13 protein-coding genes are annotated in these 18,203 nt (G+C 70.1%); 9 read left to right on the forward strand and 4 right to left on the reverse strand.

The features are described from left to right. The first annotated feature begins 15 nt into the window (after nucleotides 1-15). From rpsU to rpoD, 3 genes are all read left to right on the forward strand, one after another. Nucleotides 16-228: a 30S ribosomal protein S21 gene (gene rpsU, locus ACFO27_RS12820; RefSeq protein WP_043681943.1), complete on the forward strand. Its 213-nt coding sequence runs from the start codon at nucleotides 16-18 to the stop codon at nucleotides 226-228. Further along, nucleotides 229-2,205: a DNA primase gene (dnaG, locus tag ACFO27_RS12825; RefSeq protein WP_376817675.1), complete on the forward strand. Its 1,977-nt coding sequence runs from the start codon at nucleotides 229-231 to the stop codon at nucleotides 2,203-2,205. It abuts the gene before it with no gap. A 92-nt stretch (nucleotides 2,206-2,297) separates the two neighbouring features. After that, nucleotides 2,298-4,523 (forward strand): RNA polymerase sigma factor RpoD, encoded by a 2,226-nt coding sequence (gene rpoD / locus ACFO27_RS12830; protein ID WP_376817676.1) that lies wholly within the window; start codon nucleotides 2,298-2,300, stop codon nucleotides 4,521-4,523. 80 nt (nucleotides 4,524-4,603) lie between these two features. On the opposite strand, the gene ACFO27_RS12835 is transcribed toward rpoD, so the two are convergent. Beyond that, a complete protein-coding gene (locus ACFO27_RS12835) occupies nucleotides 4,604-6,484 on the reverse strand; it encodes a sigma-54-dependent Fis family transcriptional regulator (protein ID WP_376817677.1) in 1,881 nt (626 codons plus the stop codon). Between the two features lie 356 nt (nucleotides 6,485-6,840). Between ACFO27_RS12835 and exaC the strand changes: the two genes are divergently transcribed. Continuing rightward, nucleotides 6,841-8,367 carry an acetaldehyde dehydrogenase ExaC gene (gene exaC / locus ACFO27_RS12840; protein ID WP_376817678.1) on the forward strand — a complete coding sequence of 509 codons (1,527 nt, stop codon included), beginning with the start codon at nucleotides 6,841-6,843 and terminating at the stop codon, nucleotides 8,365-8,367. A 110-nt stretch (nucleotides 8,368-8,477) separates the two neighbouring features. After that, on the forward strand, nucleotides 8,478-9,506 hold the full coding sequence (gene adhP / locus ACFO27_RS12845; RefSeq protein WP_376817679.1) for an alcohol dehydrogenase AdhP: 1,029 nt from the start codon (nucleotides 8,478-8,480) through the stop codon (nucleotides 9,504-9,506). 95 nt (nucleotides 9,507-9,601) lie between these two features. Here the strand turns inward: adhP and ACFO27_RS12850 are convergent, their stop codons facing one another. Next, nucleotides 9,602-10,966: a dicarboxylate/amino acid:cation symporter gene (locus ACFO27_RS12850; RefSeq protein WP_376817680.1), complete on the reverse strand. Its 1,365-nt coding sequence runs from the start codon at nucleotides 10,964-10,966 to the stop codon at nucleotides 9,602-9,604. Between the two features lie 274 nt (nucleotides 10,967-11,240). Here ACFO27_RS12850 and ACFO27_RS12855 point away from each other — a divergent pair, with 274 nt between their 5' ends. Together ACFO27_RS12855 and ACFO27_RS12860 are read left to right on the forward strand one after the other, a co-directional pair. Further along, nucleotides 11,241-13,115, forward strand: coding sequence for a sensor histidine kinase (locus ACFO27_RS12855; protein WP_376817681.1), 1,875 nt, complete (start codon nucleotides 11,241-11,243; stop codon nucleotides 13,113-13,115). A 5-nt stretch (nucleotides 13,116-13,120) separates the two neighbouring features. Continuing rightward, entirely contained in the window at nucleotides 13,121-14,500 is a 1,380-nt protein-coding gene (locus tag ACFO27_RS12860; RefSeq protein WP_376818054.1) for a sigma-54-dependent transcriptional regulator, read from the forward strand. On the opposite strand, the gene ACFO27_RS12865 is transcribed toward ACFO27_RS12860, so the two are convergent. Continuing rightward, the gene (locus ACFO27_RS12865) at nucleotides 14,446-15,411 is read right to left on the reverse strand and encodes a helix-turn-helix domain-containing protein (protein ID WP_376817682.1); all 966 of its coding nucleotides are present in this window, start codon (nucleotides 15,409-15,411) and stop codon (nucleotides 14,446-14,448) included. The two genes, ACFO27_RS12860 and ACFO27_RS12865, sit on opposite strands and share 55 nt — an antisense overlap. Before the next feature lie 170 nt (nucleotides 15,412-15,581). Between ACFO27_RS12865 and pobA the strand changes: the two genes are divergently transcribed. Continuing rightward, a complete protein-coding gene (gene pobA, locus ACFO27_RS12870; protein WP_376817683.1) occupies nucleotides 15,582-16,760 on the forward strand; it encodes a 4-hydroxybenzoate 3-monooxygenase in 1,179 nt (392 codons plus the stop codon). Here pobA and ACFO27_RS12875 read toward each other — a convergent pair. Further along, the gene (locus tag ACFO27_RS12875) at nucleotides 16,742-17,689 is read right to left on the reverse strand and encodes a helix-turn-helix domain-containing protein (protein WP_376817684.1); all 948 of its coding nucleotides are present in this window, start codon (nucleotides 17,687-17,689) and stop codon (nucleotides 16,742-16,744) included. The genes pobA and ACFO27_RS12875 overlap by 19 nt on opposite strands. A gap of 153 nt (nucleotides 17,690-17,842) precedes the next feature. Between ACFO27_RS12875 and ACFO27_RS12880 the strand changes: the two genes are divergently transcribed. Next, complete coding sequence (locus ACFO27_RS12880) at nucleotides 17,843-18,202, forward strand: protocatechuate 4,5-dioxygenase subunit alpha (protein ID WP_376817685.1); 360 nt, start codon at nucleotides 17,843-17,845, stop codon at nucleotides 18,200-18,202. Nucleotide 18,203 lies beyond the last annotated feature (1 nt).

Genomic DNA, 18,203 nt, shown 5'->3' on the forward strand with positions numbered 1-18,203 from the left:
CTTTCAAGGATTTACATGCCGATTGTCCGCCTCAAAGAAAACGAGCCCTTCGAGGCTGCCCTGCGGCGCTTCAAGCGCACCATCGAAAAGACCGGCCTCCTGACCGAGCTGCGTTCGCGCGAGTTTTACGAAAAGCCCACGGCCGAGCGCAAGCGCAAGCGCGCCGCCGCCGTCAAGCGCCACTACAAGCGCATCCGCAGCCAACAACTGCCGCCGCGACTCTATTGATTGATTCCTGATTCCTTCATTCAGGAACTGCTCGCGCGCGTCGATATCGTCGATGTCGTAGGCCGATACGTCAAGCTGCGCAAAGGGGGCGCAAACCTGCTGGGTTTGTGCCCTTTTCACAATGAAAAGACGCCGTCGTTCACCGTCAGCCCGACCAAGCAGTTCTACCATTGCTTCGGTTGCGGCGCGCACGGCACCGCGCTGCGTTTCCTGACCGAGCACACCGGGACGCCGTTCCCGGAGGCCGTGCGCAGCCTCGCGGCCAGCGTCGGCATGACCGTGCCGGAAGAACCCCGCAGCCCCCGCCAGCGCGCCGCCGACCGCGAACGCCGCGAGGAAGGGTCGCGCCAGCAGCAAATCCTGGACCAGGCCCAGGCGCACTATCGCGCCGCCCTGAAGCAGGCCCCGGAAGCCATCGAATACCTGAAGCGCCGGGGCCTGAGCGGCGAGATCGCCGCACGCTTCGGCCTGGGCTGGGCCGACCGCGACCGGCGCGGGCTGGCGGCGGTCTTCGCGCACTACGAGGATCCCGCCCTGCTGGAATCGGGGCTGGTGATCGAAGCCGAGGACGGCCGGCGCCACGACCGCTTTCGCGGCCGGGTCATGTTCCCGATCCGCAACCAGCGCGGCCAGCTGATCGGCTTCGGCGGGCGGCTGATCGAGCCGGGCGAGCCCAAGTACCTGAATTCCCCCGAGACCAGCCTGTTTTCCAAGGGCAACGAACTCTACGGGCTGCACGAGGCGCGCGCCGGCATCCGCGCCGAGGGCTGCGTGCTGGTGGTCGAGGGCTACATGGACGTGGTGGCCCTGGCCCAGTACGGGCTGAACAACGCCGTGGCGACGCTGGGCACGTCCACCACGCCGGAACACCTGCGCAAGCTGCGCCGCGCCAGCGACCGCATCGTCTTCAGCTTCGACGGCGACGGCGCCGGGCGCAAGGCCGCCTGGCGGGCCCTGCAGGCCTGCCTGCCCTGGGTGGCCGAGGATATCTCGATGCGCTTCCTGTTCCTGCCGGAAAGCCATGATCCGGACTCCTACGTGCGGGCCTACGGCGTCCAGGCCCTGCGCGCCTGCCTGGACGAGGCCGTGCCCCTGTCGCGCTTCATGCTCGACGAACTGGCCTCGCGCCACGACCTGGACGAGGCCGAGGGCCGGGCCGCCTGCGTGCACGAGGCCCGGCCGCTGTTCGGGCAGATGCCCGAGGGCGGCTTCCGCCTGCAGATGGAGCGTGAATTCGCCCGCCGGGTCCGCCTGACGCCCGAGGAACTGGCGCAGCTCCTGGCCGCCGCCGGACCGGCGGCGGGCGCCGGACAGCCCGCCGGGACGGGCAGGCTGGCGGGGCAGGGCGGCGCGGCGGGATCCGGCATGGCCGGACCGGCGCGGTTTGCCCGCTCCGAGGGCCGGTATGCGGCGGAAGCGGAAGGCGCGCCGTGGCCGGGCGGCGAGAATCCGGGCGCGGGCATGGATCCGGACGCCGCCCCCTCCTGGCTGGACGACGCGCCGCGCCAGGCGCCGCGCGGAACCGGCCGGACTGCGCGCCGGGGCGGCGGGTCGCGCCAGGTCACGCCCATGGCGCGGCGGCTGCTGCGGCTGCTGCTGGCGCATCCCGCCCTGGTGGCGGGGCTGGGCGACCAGCAGCTTGAATTGCTCGCCCATCATCCCCATCTGGGTCTGGTGAGGCAGCTCGTCGGCCTGGCCAGCACCTGCGGCGCCGCGCATGCGGGGGCGCTGTTGCAGGCGGCCGATCCGGAATCGGACCTCGCGCGGGCGATCCAGGACCTGTCCACCGAATTGATGGCGCAGGATCTGCCCGATCCGCAGGCCGAATGGGACGATGCCCTGCGGGCCATCGAGCGCCAGACGGTGCAGGAGCAGTGCGATCGGCTGATCGAGTCCGGGCTCGCGACGGAGGAAGATCGCCGCCGCTACCAGGAGCTCAGCCGCCGGCTGGCCCGGCTGAAGGCGGGCGCGGGGTGATTCTTCCCCGCAAGTGCAGTAAACTATATGGTTTTCAATAAGTTGTCGCGTATCGTGGCCTAACCCGCGGTGCAACCCTACGGAACCCACACATGACCCAAGGAACTGGCAAGGCCCCCGCGGCCGCCAAAAAAACGACTGCCAAGAAAACCAAGGCGGCGGGCGTCGCGCCCGAAGCCGAGGTGAAGTCGGCCAGGGCGGCTGCGGTGCCGGAAGCCGCCGCGGCGAAAAAGCCCGCCCGCAAGGCGGCCGTCGAAAAACCGGCTGAAAAGCCGGCGGCCGCCAAGAAGGCCGCCGCGGACAAGCCGCGCGCCGCCAAGGCCGTGCCCTCCGGGCGCAAGCCCGGCCGCCCGGCCAAGAACGCCGGCAACGATGGCGGCGACTACGTGGACGACGACGTCGAGGACGGCGAGGTCATCCCCGACCTCAAGCCCCTGCCCAAGCGCGGCGGCAAGCGCGCCAAGGGCGAAAAGGACAGTCCGTCGCGCAGCCAGATGACGCCCGAGGAACAGGAAGCCCGGCGCAACCGCCTGAAGATCCTGATCAAGCTCGGCAAGGACCGCGGCTACCTGACCTACGGCGAGATCAACGACCACCTGCCCGACGACCTGGTCGACGCCGAGGCCATCGACGGCATCATCAGCACCTTCAGCGACATGGGGATCTCGGTCTACGACCAGGCCCCGGACGCCGAAACCCTGCTGATGAGCGACAACGTGCCCACGGCCGCCAGCGACGACGACGTCGAGGACGAGGCCGAGGCCGCCCTGACCACCGTGGATTCGGACTTCGGCCGCACCACCGACCCGGTGCGCATGTACATGCGCGAGATGGGCACGGTCGAGCTCCTCACCCGCGAAGGCGAAATCGAGATCGCCAAGCGCATCGAGGACGGCCTGAAGCACATGGTCATGGCCATCGCGGCCTGCCCGACCACGGTCAACGAGATCCTGGAACACGTGCGCCGCGTGCGCGAGGGTTCCGCACAGATCGACGAGGTCGTGGACGGCCTGATCGACGAGGAAGGCGAGGACTACGCCGGTTCGGGCGTGGCTTCGGACGAGGACGACGGCCCGGCCGGCGGCATGAGCAGCAAGCAGCTGGAATACCTGCGCACCAAGGCCCTCAAGATCTTCGACGAGGTCGAGACCTGGTTCGACAAGATGCGCGTGGCCTTCGAGACCGAGGGCTACCGTTCCACCGCCTACGTCCAGGCGCGCGAGGCCATCCACGCCCAGCTGATGGGCGTGCGCTTCACCGCCAAGATGGTCGAGCGCCTGGCCGACGCCCTGCGCGCCCAGGTCGCGGAAGTCCGCGCCCAGGAACGCGCCGCCATGGCGATCTGCGTGACCCGCGCCGGCATGCCGCGCAACCACTTCATCAAGGCCTTCCCCGGCAACGAGACCAATCTCGGCTGGGTGGACGAGGAAGTCGCGGCCGGCCACGGCTATTCCGAGACGCTGGCGCGCCACGCCCCGGCGATCCAGGAAGTCCAGCAGAAGCTGATCGAGCTGCAGCGCAACGTGGTGCTGCCCCTGAAGGACCTGAAGGACGTCAACAAGCGCATGGCCACCGGCGAGGCCAAGGCCCGCAAGGCCAAGCGCGAGATGACCGAGGCCAACCTGCGCCTGGTGATTTCCATCGCCAAGAAATACACCAATCGCGGCCTGCAGTTCCTGGACCTGATCCAGGAAGGCAACATCGGCCTGATGAAGGCCGTGGACAAGTTCGAGTACCGGCGCGGCTACAAGTTCTCCACCTACGCCACGTGGTGGATCCGCCAGGCCATCACCCGTTCGATCGCCGACCAGGCGCGCACCATCCGCATCCCGGTGCACATGATCGAGACGATCAACAAGATGAACCGGATCAACCGCCAGATCCTGCAGGAAACCGGCGCCGAGCCGGATCCCGCCACGCTGGCGCAGAAGATGGACATGCCGGAAGACAAGGTCCGCAAGATCCTGAAGATCGCCAAGGAACCGATCTCGATGGAAACCCCCATCGGCGACGACGACGATTCCCACCTGGGCGACTTCATCGAGGACACCGGCACCGTCTCGCCTTCGGATTCGGCGCTGCATGGCTCCATGCGCGACGTGGTCAAGGAAGTCCTGGATTCGCTCACCCCGCGCGAGGCCAAGGTCCTGCGCATGCGTTTCGGCATCGAGATGAGCACCGACCAGACGCTGGAGGAAGTCGGCAAGCAGTTCGACGTGACCCGCGAGCGCATCCGCCAGATCGAGGCCAAGGCCCTGCGCAAGCTGCGCCACCCCAGCCGCGCGGACAAGCTGAAGTCCTTCCTCGAAGGGCAGTGATCCGGGTTTTTCGCATCGATGCCGTATGAACGGGGCCGCCTTCGGGCGGCCCCGTTCCGTTCCCGCTGCCGCTGGTACCGTTATTGCAGTTTGCGGTAGAGCGTGCTGCGGTGGATGCCCAGGCGGCGCGCGGCGCGGCTGACGTTGCCCTGGCAGGCGCGCAGGGCCTGCTCGATGGCCCGCCGTTCCAGCGCGCGCAGATCGGCGCCGGGATCGGCATCGCCGTCCGTCGGGAGCGCCGGGGCCGTGCTCCAGGCCGCCGGGGCGGGGACGCCCGGCTCGTGGCCGGGCGCCGCGTCGGGGGCGGGACCCGGCGCCGCGATGTCCCCGGGCAGGCCGCCGGCCGCGATGGGCGCGGGCCCCGGATGCTGGCAGCGCAGCCGGCGCAGCACGCTGAACAGTTCCCGGTAGTTGCCCGGCCAGTCGTGGCGGGCCAGCGCGGCCAGCGCGTCGCCGGCCAGGTGGCCCCCCAGCGTCCGGTAGGCGTCGCCGATGAAGGCCGCCAGGTCGGGCCGTTCGCGCAGCGGCGGCAGGTGCAGCGGCATGTCCTGCAGCCGGTAGTACAGGTCGGCGCGGAACCGCCCCTGGGCCACCAGGGCCTTCAGGTCCTGGTGGCTGGCGCTGACCAGGCCGAATTCCAGGGGTACGCGCTTGTCCGAGCCCAGGGGCTGGACCTCGCGTTCCTGCAGGACCCGCAGCAGCCGGGTCTGCAGCGCCAGCGGCATGTCGCCGATCTCGTCCAGGAACAGCACGCCGCCCTGCGCCTGCCGCAGCAGGCCGCGCGCGCCTTCGCGCCGCGCGCCGGTGAAGGCGCCCGGTTCGTAGCCGAAGAGTTCGGATTCGACCAGGTGCTCGGGCAGGGCGGCGCAGTTGATGGCGACGAAGGGGCCGGCGCGCCAGGCGCTGCGGGCGTGGATGTGGCGCGACAGGACTTCCTTGCCCGTGCCGGTCTCGCCGCACAGCAGCACGGCCAGGCCCGCGTCCAGGGCGCGCACGGCCTGGTCCAGCAGAGGGCTGCTGACGGCGTCGGGTTCGGGCAGGAGGCGGGCCGCCGGGCGGGCGGCGGCCGGGACCGCGGGCCGCGGAGCCGGCGGGATGGTCGCGGGGCGCGCCGGCGCGTGCGGCGGCGCGATCAGGCGGCCGGTCAGGGGCTGGCCGTCGTGGCGGTGCAGCGGCGCGTCCCGGGTGTGCAGCGGTCCGTCGATCCATTGCGCGCAGGGCGTGCCGATGAGGCGTCCCCAGTCGGCGTCCAGCGCCCGCAGGGCCGCCTCGTTGGCGCCGGCGATGCGGGCGTCGTCGTCCAGCAGCAGCAGGGCGTGGCCGTCGTCCTCCGGCCCCCGGCCGAGGCGGAAGTCCAGCCGGCGCAGCGGGCTTTCGCCCAGGATCTGGTCGGCGATGCCCCGCGCCATGCGCTGCACCAGGGCCAGCATGGTGGCGTGCCTGTCGTCGGCCGGGCCGGACAGGTCGAGGATGCCGAGGATCTCGCCCGTGGCCGAGAAGATGGGTGCGGCATGGCAGCTGAGGATGCTGTTGCAGGCCAGGAAATGCTCCGCGCCGTGGATGCGCACGGCGCGGCCGTCGTGCAGGGCGGTGCCGATGGCGTTGGTGCCGCGCAGGGGCTCGGCCCAGCTGACGCCGGGCTGCAGCGCCACGCGGCGCGCCTTGTCCTGGAAGCTGCGGCTGCCGCGTTCGTGCAGGATCAGGCCGCTGGGGTCGGCCAGCAGCACGACGCTGTGCGCCGAGTCCGCCAGCGCGCCCAGCGCGCCGAGGCTGGGTTCGGCCAGGCGCAGCAGGTGCCGGTGGGCCTCGCGGCGGATGTCCAGGTCCGCGCGGGGCAGGGGATTGGGGTCGGCCAGCAGGGCGGGATCCAGGTCGGCGCAGCGCGCCCAGGACTGGTGGATGCGCGTCGCCGCCTGCGGGCGGGCGCCCGGCGCCAGGTGGATCGTGGGCGGTGCCTGCATGGAAGTCCTCCGTCCGGGGGTGTCGCGGACGCTGTCGCGGTCCGCGGCGAAGACTGTCGCCGCTTGCGGCGCGGATTGTCGCAAAATGCGACAAGTCCCTGTTTTGAAAGACGATTCGGGTCCAGTATGCCACCACCGCCCGGTCTTTGAAAGCGCCGCCCGGGCGAACCGCGCGAGGCCCGCCGGGACCGCGCGCGGACGCCGCGTCCCGGCGCTCCTGGGGGCCGGAACGCATGCCTTCGGCGCGAGCTGGCATGCTCCTTGCTTGGATGGAAGGGAGCCCCGCCGCGCGCCGCGGCGGCGCGTCCGGCGCCTCGCCCGCGCGGGGGCCGGCCCATTTCACCAAGGAGACAGACATGGACATGACCGACCTGAAGCACTTTGGCATCGATATCGGCTTTCCCTACAAGAAGCACTACGAAAACTACATCGGCGGGCGCTGGGTGGCGCCGGCCGGCGGGCGGTATTTCGACAACCTGTCGCCGATCACCGGGCAGGTGTTCTGCAAGGTCCCGCGCTCGGATGCAGCCGATGTCGAGGCCGCGCTGGACGCCGCCCACGCCGCGCGCAAGGCCTGGGGCGAGACTTCGGTGGCGGAACGCTCCGGCGTGCTGCTGCGCATCGCCGACCGCATGGAACAGAACCTGCGCCTGCTGGCGGTGGCCGAGACCATCGACAACGGCAAGCCGCTGCGCGAGACCATGGCGGCGGACCTGCCGCTGGCCGTCGACCACCTGCGCTATTTCGCCGGCTGCATCCGCGCCCAGGAAGGCGGGATTTCGGAAATCGACAAGACCACGGTGGCCTACCATTTCCACGAGCCCATGGGCGTGGTGGGGCAGATCATCCCCTGGAACTTCCCCCTGCTGATGGCCGCCTGGAAGCTCGGTCCGGCCCTGGCGGCGGGCAACTGCGTGGTGCTCAAGCCCGCCGAGCAGACGCCGGCCTCGATCCTGGTGCTGATGGAACTGATCGGCGACCTGTTGCCGCCCGGCGTGCTCAACATCGTCAACGGCTTCGGCAAGGAGGCCGGGGCGGCGCTGGCCTCCAGCAAGCGCATCGCCAAGATCGCCTTCACCGGCTCGACGCCGACCGGCAGGCACATCCTGCACGCGGCCGCCGACAACCTGATCCCCAGCACGGTGGAACTGGGCGGCAAGAGCCCCAACATCTTCTTCGCCAACGTGATGGACCAGGACGACGCCTTCTTCGACAAGGCCCTGGAAGGCCTGAGCATGTTCGCTCTGAACCAGGGCGAGGTCTGCACCTGCCCCTCGCGCATCCTGGTCCAGGAATCCATCTACGAGCGTTTCATCGAGCGCGCCATCCAGCGGGTCGAGTCCATGAAGACCGGCCACCCCCTGGACGCCTCCACCATGCTGGGCGCCCAGGTGTCCAAGGCGCAGATGGACAAGATCCTGGGCTACATCGACATCGGCCGCGAGGAAGGCGCCCGCTGCCTGACGGGCGGCGCGCGCAACGTGCCCGGCGCCGGCCTGGACCAGGGCTTCTACGTCAAGCCCACGCTGCTGTTCGGCGAGAACGACATGCGCGTCTTCCAGGAAGAAATCTTCGGCCCCGTGGCCTCGGTCATGACCTTCCGGGACGAGGACGAGGCCGTCGCCATCGCCAACGACACTTACTACGGCCTGGGGGCCGGGGTGTGGACGCGCGACGGCTCGCAGGCCTACCGGGTCGGGCGGCAGATCCAGGCCGGGCGGGTCTGGACCAACTGCTACCACCTGTACCCGGCGCATGCGGCCTTCGGCGGCTACAAGCAGTCCGGCATCGGCCGCGAGAACCACAAGATGGCGCTGAACGCCTACCAGCAGACCAAGTGCCTGCTGGTCAGCTACAGCCCGGACGCGCTCGGGTTCTTCTGACGCGGACATGACGCCGGCCCGATGGCCGGCGTTCTTCATTCCGGCTCCGAAAAAGGACGGCGCTCCGCCGGAGCGCCGGGGGAGCCTTTTGCCTGAAAGGAGGTGTATCGATGGAAACCACCATGAAAGCCGCCGTCGTGCGGGAATTCGGCAAGCCGCTGGCGATCGAGGAGGTCGCCGTGCCCCGGCCCGGCCCCGGCCAGATCCTGGTCCGGATCGAGGCTTCGGGAGTCTGCCATACCGACCTGCATGCCGCGCACGGCGACTGGCCGGTCAAGCCCAAGCCGCCCTTCATCCCCGGCCACGAGGGCGTGGGGTACGTGGTCGGTCTCGGGGCGGGCGTGCGCCACGTCAAGGAGGGCGACCGCGTCGGGATCCCGTGGCTGTATTCGGCTTGCGGGCATTGCGCGCATTGCCTGGGCGGCTGGGAAACCCTGTGCGAGAGCCAGCAGAACACCGGCTATTCGGTCAACGGCGGCTTCGCCCGCTACACCGTCGCCGAGGCCGACTATGTCGGCCGCCTGCCCGACACCGTCGGCTTCGTCGAGATCGCGCCGGTCCTGTGCGCGGGCGTCACCGTCTACAAGGGCCTGAAGGTCACCGACACCAAGCCCGGCGACTGGGTGGTGATCTCGGGGATCGGCGGGCTGGGCCACATGGCGGTCCAGTACGCCCGGGCGATGGGCATGAACGTCGCGGCGGTGGATATCGACGACGGCAAGCTCGCGCTGGCGCGCCGGCTAGGCGCCGAGGTGACGGTGAACGCCCGGGAAACCGACCCCGCGGCGTATCTCCGGCGCGAAATCGGCGGCGCCCACGGCGTGCTGGTGACCGCCGTGTCCCCCAAGGCCTTCGAACAGGCCCTGGGCATGGCGCGGCGCGGCGGCACGATCGCCTTGAACGGCCTGCCGCCGGGGGACTTTCCCCTGCCGATCTTCGACATGGTGCTCAACGGCATCACGGTGCGGGGTTCCATCGTGGGGACTCGCCTGGACCTGCAGGAAGCGCTGGATTTCGCCGGCGCGGGGAAGGTGGCGGCCACCGTTTCCACCGAAAGGCTGGAGAACGTCAACGCGGTCTTCGAGCGCATGCTGCAAGGCCGAATCGACGGCCGCGTCGTGCTCGACATGGCGGCGTAGGACCGGACCCGGAGCGGGCGGGGCCCAGGCCTCGCCCGCGGCCCGGGCGGCCGCGCCGCACGGGCCGGGACGTCCGGCCCGGGGCTGGGGCCGACTCAGGCGGCCTGGGCCGCCCGGTCCTCGGCCTCGGCGAGACCGATCGGCTGGGCGTGGGCGTCCGTGTCCAGCGGCACTGCGCCCGAGGACAGGGCCTCGTCCAGGCGGCGCTTGTCCAGCTCGCCTTCCCAGCGGGCCACCACCACGGTGGCGGTGGCGTTGCCCACCAGGTTGGTCAGGGCGCGGCATTCCGACATGAAGCGGTCCACGCCCAGGATCAGGGCCATGCCGGCCACCGGCACCGAGGGGATGACCGACAGCGTGGCCGCCAGCGTGATGAAGCCGGCGCCGGTGACGCCGGCCGCGCCCTTGGAGCTGAGCATGGCCACCAGCAACAGCAGGATCTGGTCGCCCAGGCTCAGGGGAATGTCGCAGGCCTGGGCGATGAACAGGGCCGCCATGGTCATGTAGATGTTGGTGCCGTCCAGGTTGAAGGAATAGCCGGTGGGAATCACCAGGCCCACGACCGATTTCGAGCAGCCGGCGCCTTCCATCTTCTGCATCAGGGTGGGCAGGGCGGCTTCCGAGGAACTGGTGCCCAGCACCAGCAGCAGCTCTTCGCGGATGTAGCGCACCAGCTTGACGATCGAGAAGCCGTTGTAGCGGGCCACCGCGCCCAGGACGACCAGCACGAACAGCACGGCCGTGACGTAGAACGTGCCCACCAGCATCGCCAGGTTCAGCACCGATCCGATGCCGTACTTGCCGATGGTGAAGGCCATGGCGCCGAAGGCCCCGATGGGGGCGGCTTTCATCAGGATCTCCACGATCTTGAAGACCGGGCCGGCCAGGGCGGTGAGCAGGTCCAGCACGGGCTTGGCGCGCTCGCCGATGATGGCCAGGGCGATGCCGAACAGCACGGCGATGAACAGGACCTGGAGGATGTCGCCGCTGACGAAGGGGCTGAACATCGTGGCCGGGATGATGTTCATCAGGAAGCCGCTGATGGTGGAGGCGTGCGCCTTGCTGACGTAGGTGGCCACCGCCCCCTGGTCCAGGGAAGCGGGGTCGATGTGCATGCCGGCGCCGGGCTGCACGACGTGGCTGACGATCATGCCGACGACCAGGGCCAGGGTCGAGAAGGTCAGGAAGTACAGCATGGCCTTGCCCGTGACGCGGCCGACCTTCTTCAGGTCGCTCATGGCGGCGATGCCGGTCGCCACGGTCAGGAAGATCACCGGGGCGATGATCATCTTGACGAGCTTGATGAAGCCGTCGCCCAGGGGCTTCATGGCTTCGCCCAGGTCGGGCGCGTAATGCCCGAGCAGGATGCCCACGGCGATCGCGAACAGCACCTGGACGTAGAGGATCCGGTAGAACCGGGGCTTGCGCGCGGGGACAGCGCGGGTCGGGATGTCGAGCATGGTCCGTGTCTCCAGACAGGGCCGGGCGGGACGAGTCCTGCTCGTCGTCCCCGGCATTTTTTTCAAGGGAAGGCGGCGTGCCGCCAGGCCCGCCGGAAAGAAGCAAAGCAATCCCCGTGCCAGTTTTTCCAGGGACGGGGGATTTGATGTATCCATTTGATTGGAAAGGAATTTTTTTCCTGGTCCGGATGCCGGTCGGCGCCGGCCGTGGGTCGGTGTGGCGGAATCCCGCACACCGATGAAGTAGAATGTCCGGAATTCCGCCACATCGAACATGCGCCCCCAGAACCCGCCCGCCGCTTCGCGCGTCCAGCCGCGCCGCCCATCCGCCTGGGCGGTGCGCTGGCTGCTGGCGGTCGCGGGGATCGCCCTGCTGGCGGGGGCGCTCTGGGGCGCCGGCGCCTGGGCGCGGGACCGCGCCTTGCGGGACCTGGAATCGCAGGCCCGCGCCGCGGCGCAGCTGAGCCTCACCGCGCTGGGCCACAAGCTCGACAAGTTCCGCGCCATTCCGCGCGTGCTGGCGCAGGACACGGCCCTGGGAGCCGTGCTGGAATCCCCCACGCCGCGCGCGCTGGAGGACCTGAGCCGCCGGCTGGAGGCGCTGGGCCGGGAACTGGGGCCTTCCGTCCTCTACGTGCTGGACGCGACCGGCTGGACGGTGTCGGCGAGCAACTGGCGCGAACCGGATTCCTTCGTCGGCCACGACTACCGCTTCCGGCCATATTTCAAGGATGCGATGGCCGCCCGTGACGCCGCGCATTTCGCCCTCGGGGTGGTGAGCCACGAGGCGGGCCTGTACCTGTCGCGCCGGATCGACGGGGCGCGGGGCCCGCTGGGCGTGGTCGTGCTCAAGATCGGCTTCCAGGACCTGGAGTCCGCCTGGGCCCGCAGCGGCATGCCGCAATTCGTCACCGACGACCGCCAGGTGGTGCTGCTGGGCTATCCGGAGGACTGGCATTACCGGGTGGCGCGGCCGATGTCGCCGGTCGAGGCCGTCCAGGTCCGCGCCAGCCTGCAGTTCGGCGCGGCGCCCCTGGACCCGCTGCCCCTGGATCCGATGCTGGTGGACCGGAACCTGTCCCCGGCACCCCTGCTGCGCCTGACGCGCGCGGCGGCCGGCCTGGAGAAGGGCACGCAGGTCCTGCACGTCGAACAGCCGCTGGCGCGCATGGACGGCTGGCGCCTGCACCTGCTCAAGCCGGTGTCGGCCGCGCTGGCCCAGGCCGCGCTGGCCGCCCAGGCGCTGACCCTCCTGGTCCTGGCCGCCCTGGCCATGGCGGGGTGGTGGGCCGCGCAGCGCAGGCGCCGCGCCCGGGCGCTGCTGGCCGCGCGCGACGCGCTCGAAGCCGAGGTCCGCGCGCGCACCGGCGAGCTGCGGCATGCCAACGAGCGGCTGCGCGCCGAGATCGACGAGCGCCGCCGCGCGGAGGCGCGCCTGCACGAAATGCAGGACGAACTGGTCCAGGCCAACAAGCTGTCGCTGCTGGGGCAGGTCGCCGCGGGCGTGGCGCACGAGATCAACCAGCCGGTCGGGGCGATCCGGACCTACGCCGATAACGCCGGCGAATTCCTGCGGCGCGGCCAGGCCGACCGCGCGCGCGAGAACCTGTCGACGATCGCCCGCCTGACCGAGCGGATCGGCGGCATCACGCAGGAACTGCGAGCGTTTTCGCGCAAGCGGGCGGCGTGCGTCGAATCCGTCGAGCTCGACGCGGCCCTGGACGGCGCGCTGATGCTGGCCGGGCCGCGCCTGGGCCGGCAGGGCGTGCGCCTGGAGGACGGGCGCGCCGGGCGGCCTTCGCCCCGGGTGCGGGCGGACGCCATGCGCCTGGAGCAGGTCTTCGTCAATCTGCTGCACAACGCGCTGGAGGCCCTCGCGGACACCGCGCGGCCCCGCGTGCGCCTGAGCGTGGAGCGTGGCGATGGACGGGTCCGGGTGCGGATCGAGGACAACGGGCCGGGCATCGACCCGGCCGCGCGCGAGCGCCTGTTCACGCCGTTCTTCACCACCCGGGCGCAGGGCGTGGGACTGGGCCTGGTGATCTCGCGCGACATCCTGGCCGAGTTCGGCGGCACGCTGGCAGCGCTCGACGCCCCGGAGGGCGCGGTGTTCGAGGTGGGGCTGGAAGCGATGGGGGACGAGGAATGAATCCGATGGAGGTGGTGTTCGTCGACGACGACGAGGACGTGCGCGACGCCAACGCGCAGGCGCTCGACCTGCAGGGCGTGTCCGTGCGGGCCTGCGCGAGTGCGTACGAGGCGCTGGACATCCTCACGGACACCTTCCCCGGCGTCCTGGTCACGGACGTGCGCATGGCCGACATGGACGGCCTGACGCTGTTCCGGCACGTGCGGCGCCTGGATCCCGAGATTCCCGTGATCCTCATCACCGGCCACGGCGACATCGAGATGGCGGTGGGCGCCATGCGCGAGGGTGCCTACGATTTCCTGTCCAAGCCCTATGCGCCCGAGCGGCTGCTGGCCGCCATCCGCCATGGCACGGCGCAGCGGCAACTGGTTCTGGAAAATCGCCGGCTGCGGGCGCAGGCCTCGGGCGGAGGGGACGCCGCCGAATCGATGCTGATCGGCAGCGCGCCCGCCATCGTGCGCATCCGCGAACTGCTGCGGCACGTGGCCGACGCCGACGTCGACGTGCTGGTGCACGGCGAGACCGGCAGCGGCAAGGAAGTCGTGGCCCAGGTCCTGCACCGGCTCAGCCGCCGGCGGGACGCGCCCTTCGTCGCCATCAACTGCGGCGCGCTGCCCGAATCGGTGATCGAGAGCGAGCTGTTCGGCCACGAGGCGGGCGCCTTCACCGGCGCGCAGAAGCGCCGCGTGGGCCGCATCGAGCATGCCGACGGCGGCACCCTGTTCCTCGACGAGATCGAGAGCATGTCCCCGGCGATGCAGGTGCGGCTGCTGCGCGTGCTGGAAACGCGCCAGGTCGCGCCCCTGGGCACCAACGAGCAGCGGGCCGTGGACCTGCGGGTGATCGCCGCCACCAAGGCCGATCTGGGCGATCCGGCCATGCGCGCGCGGTTCCGCGAGGATCTGTACTACCGGCTCAACGTCGTGACGGTGAACATCCCGCCGCTGCGCGAGCGCCGCGAGGACATCCCGGTGCTGTTCGCCCATTTCGCCGGCCTGGCCGCCCGCCGCTTCGGCTGCCCGGTGCCGCCGATGGATTCCGCGCTGCTGCGCCACCTGACGAGCCACGACTGGCCGGGCAACGTACGCGAACTGGCGCACTTCGCGGACCGCTGCGCGCTGGGCGTGCAGCAGGCGCCGGCCGGGGATCCGGCCGTGCCGGCGCGGGACGCCGGCAGCCTGCCCGAGCGCGTCGAGCGCTACGAGGCCGAACTGATCCGCGAGGCCCTGGCCGCGCATGGGGGCGAGATCCGGGGGACGCTCGAGACGCTGGGGCTGCCGCGCAAGACGCTCTACGACAAGCTGCGCCGCTATGGCATCGACCGCCAGGCCTACGCGCGCGCCGGCGCCGGGGCCGAGGCGCCCGCGGAGGATTCCGGGGCCTGATCCCGGCCTTCCGGCCGCCGTGCGGCCGCGCGGCCCTGTTCCCAGGCGCGCTGGCGGAACGCGCGCGGCGATTCCCCGGCCGCCTTGCGGAAGAAGCGCGTGAAATGGGCGGGCTCGGAAAAACCCAGGGCATCCGAGATCTCGCCGATGGTCATCGAGGTATACACCAGGCTGCGGCCGGCTTCCAGCGCCAGCCGTTCGTGGATCAGCTGCAGCGGGGATTTGCCGGCGTGGGCGCGGGTGATCACGTTCAGGTGGGCGGCGGTCATGCCCATCCGGTCCGCGTACCAGGCCACGTCGTGGTGCGCGGCGTACGAGGCTTCCAGCAGCTCGCCGAAGCGGGTGTGGTGCTCCAGGCCCCGGGCGCGGGGCGGGCCGTCGGGTTCCGCGCCGGGGCGGCGGCTGCGCAGCCGCGCGTAGATCAGCGTCAGCCAGGCCTCGATCCGCGCGTCGCGGAAATCGTCCTGGGACAGGTAATGGGCGTTCAGGTGCGCGAAGGCGTCGCGCAGGCCCGCGCCGGCGCCGCGCTCGAGGGCGTGGATGACGGGCTGCGACGGCAGGGCGGCCCGCGGCCCCAGCAACTGGACCAGGCGCGCCAGCAAGGGATAGGCGATCGTCACGACGTGGCCGGCGCAGTCCTCGTCGAACTCGAAGCCATGCACGAAGGCCTGCGGCACCTCGACGATCACCGGGCCGGCCACGGCATGGCGCGCTTCGTCCAGGCAGACGACGGCCCGGCCCCGGTGCAGGTAGAGGATCTGATAGAGGCCCGAATGACGGTGGGGCCGGATATGCCAATTGTGCAAGCGGCTGCGCGAGGCGATGGTTTCGCAATGCACCCGTTCCGAACGGGCCCATTCCTCCTGCCCGCCGTAGAGTTTGAAGATCGGCGCATGATCGAAATATTTCATATTGGTAATTTTAATCCTCAAAAGTCCATTCAAAAAGAGGACGGGATGGCGCACCATCTGTTCCGTGCCTGGAACCCGGGAAAACGCGGGATCGGACCCGGGCCGCTGGTTCCATGCCCGCCTGGCCGCCAGGGGGCGCACTGATCGAGAGCAGAGGAGAGAACATGAACATGAAGACACGAGTCGCCATCATCGGCGCGGGCCCCTCGGGGCTGCTGCTGGGCCAACTGCTGCATCGCTGCGGCATCGACAATGTGATCCTGGAGCGCCACACGCCGGACTACGTGCTGGGCCGCATCCGCGCCGGCGTGCTGGAATACGGCTTCGTCGACCTGATGCGCGAGGCCGGCGTGTCCGAACGCATGGACCGCGAGGGCCTGGTGCACCACGGCATCACCCTGGCCTTCCAGGGGCGGCGCGAGCACGTCGACCTGAAGGGCCTGACCGGCCAGTCGGTTCTGGTCTACGGGCAGACGGAAGTCACGCGCGACCTGATGGACGCCCGCAAGGCGAGCGGCGCGCCCATCTGCTACGAGGCCGAGGACGTGCAACTGCACGATTTCCTGGACGGCAAGCCGCGCGTCACCTTCACCCACCAGGGCCAGAAAAAGACGCTGGAATGCGACTACATCGCCGGCTGCGACGGTTTCCACGGCGTCTCGCGCAAGTCGGCGCCCAAGGACAAGATCAAGGAATTCGAGCGCGTGTATCCCTTCGGCTGGCTGGGCCTGATGTCCGACACGCCGCCCGTCGAGGACGAACTGATCTACGTCCACAATCCGCGCGGCTTCGCGCTGTGCAGCATGCGCTCGCACACGCGCAGCCGCTACTACATCCAGTGCAGCCTGGCCGAGCACGTCGAGGAATGGTCCGACGACCGCTTCTGGACGGAACTGGCCGCCCGGCTGCCCGAGGACGTGGCGGGCAAGCTGGTGACCGGGCCTTCGATCGAGAAGAGCATCGCGCCGCTGCGCAGCTTCGTGGCCGAGCCGATGAAGTTCGGCAACCTGTTCCTGGTGGGCGACGCCGCCCACATCGTGCCGCCCACCGGCGCCAAGGGCCTGAACCTGGCCTCCAGCGACGTGTACACGCTCTACCACGCGCTGCGCGGGGCCTGCCTGGACGGGCGTCCGGAACTGCTGGACCGCTACTCGGAAATCGCCCTGCGCCGCGTCTGGAAGGCCGAACGCTTTTCCTGGTGGATGAGCATGCTGCTGCACACCTTCGACGACGACGCCTTCAGCCAGCGCATCCAGAAGGCCGAGCAGGACTACTACACTAGCACCCGGGCCGGCCTGACCACGATCGCGGAAAACTACGTCGGCCTGCCCTACGAGCCGGTGGTCTGACCCGTGGCCTGGTCTGCGCCGGGCGCCAGCGCCCGGCGGCGGAAATCCTTGGGCGACACGCCCGCCAGCCGCTTGAAGAAGCGCGTGAAATAGCCCGGGTCCGCGAATCCGAGCGAATCGGAGATCGCGCCGATGGTGCGCGGCGTGTAGATCAGTTCGCGGCGGGCCTCCAGCAGCAGCCGTTCGTGGATCAGCTCCAGCGCCGACTTGCCCGCCAGGGCCTGGACGATGGCGTTCAGGTGGGCGGGCGTCACGCCGATGCGCTGCGCGTACCAGGCCACCCGGTGCTGGCGGGCGTGGTGTTCCTCGATCATCCGCGCGTAGCGCGCCAGGTGCTGGCTGCCGGGATCGGCCCCCGTGGCGGCCGTGCCGGCGGGATAGCCCTGACGGTGGATCCAGACCAGGATGCCCGACAGCAGCGATTCCAGCAGCGGACCGCGCTGCGGGCTGTGCAGGCCGCGGTATTCGCGGTCCAGCTGGTGGAAGCTCAGGGCCGCGTGCCGGCCGGACTCGTCCGTGTCCAGCGTCAGCACGGCGGGATCGGTGGCGGCGCTCAGGGCCAGTCCGAAGCGCGCGCACAGCCCGTGCAGCAGCGCGTAGGTGAGCGTCAGGATGTAGCCGCCCGAGCCGGGGCGGAAGATGAATTCGTGGACCACCCGCTGCGGCACCAGCACCAGCTGCCCGGGCCCCAGCGTGCGCGCCTGCCCGTCCAGCAGCACCGTGACTTCGCCCGATTCCAGGAACAGCACCTGGAACAGGTCCGTGTGCTTGTGGGCCGCCACATGCCAATTGTGCAATCTTTCCTGCGCCGCGATGGTTTCGCAGTAGAGCGGGTCCGAGGCCGTCCAGACGTTGCCGTAGCCGTACAGCTTGTAGATGGGAATGGCGGTGTGGTCGCGGGCCGGGGGCGCCGGGGTGAGGGGCTCCATGGCGTCCTCCCGATGATGGGTGCCGATATCCGCGAAATGTACATTTTTAAAAATCAAAAGTCCATTCTCCAACGATCCGTCCTGCGTCACCATGAGGCTGTCCGTTCCCGCCGCGACACCGGCGCGGCGGCTTCGATTCCAAGGAGACATCTCATGACAGCAGCCACACGCAAGCGCCGGCGGGAAATCCCCGGCACCGTGATCTTCGACGGCGACCTGGCCCGCATCGGCTACGCCCTGAACCGCATGTGCTTCAGCTTCAACTCGGCCGAGTGCCGCGAAGCCTTCCTGCGGGACGAGGAAGCCTACATGACGCGCTACCACCTGACGGATGCGCAGAAGGAAGCCGTGCGCAGCCGCCAGGTCCTGCGCATGATCGCCGCCGGGGGGCACCCCTACTACCTGGCCAAGCTGGCCGGGATCTTCGGCCTGGACATGCAGGACATCGGCGCCCAGCAGACGGGCGTCACCAAAGAGGCCTTCCAGGCCAAACTCATCGCGGCGGGAGCTTGAT

The organism is Castellaniella denitrificans, from assembly GCF_042653765.1.
GTDB lineage: Bacteria > Pseudomonadota > Gammaproteobacteria > Burkholderiales > Burkholderiaceae_B > Castellaniella > Castellaniella denitrificans.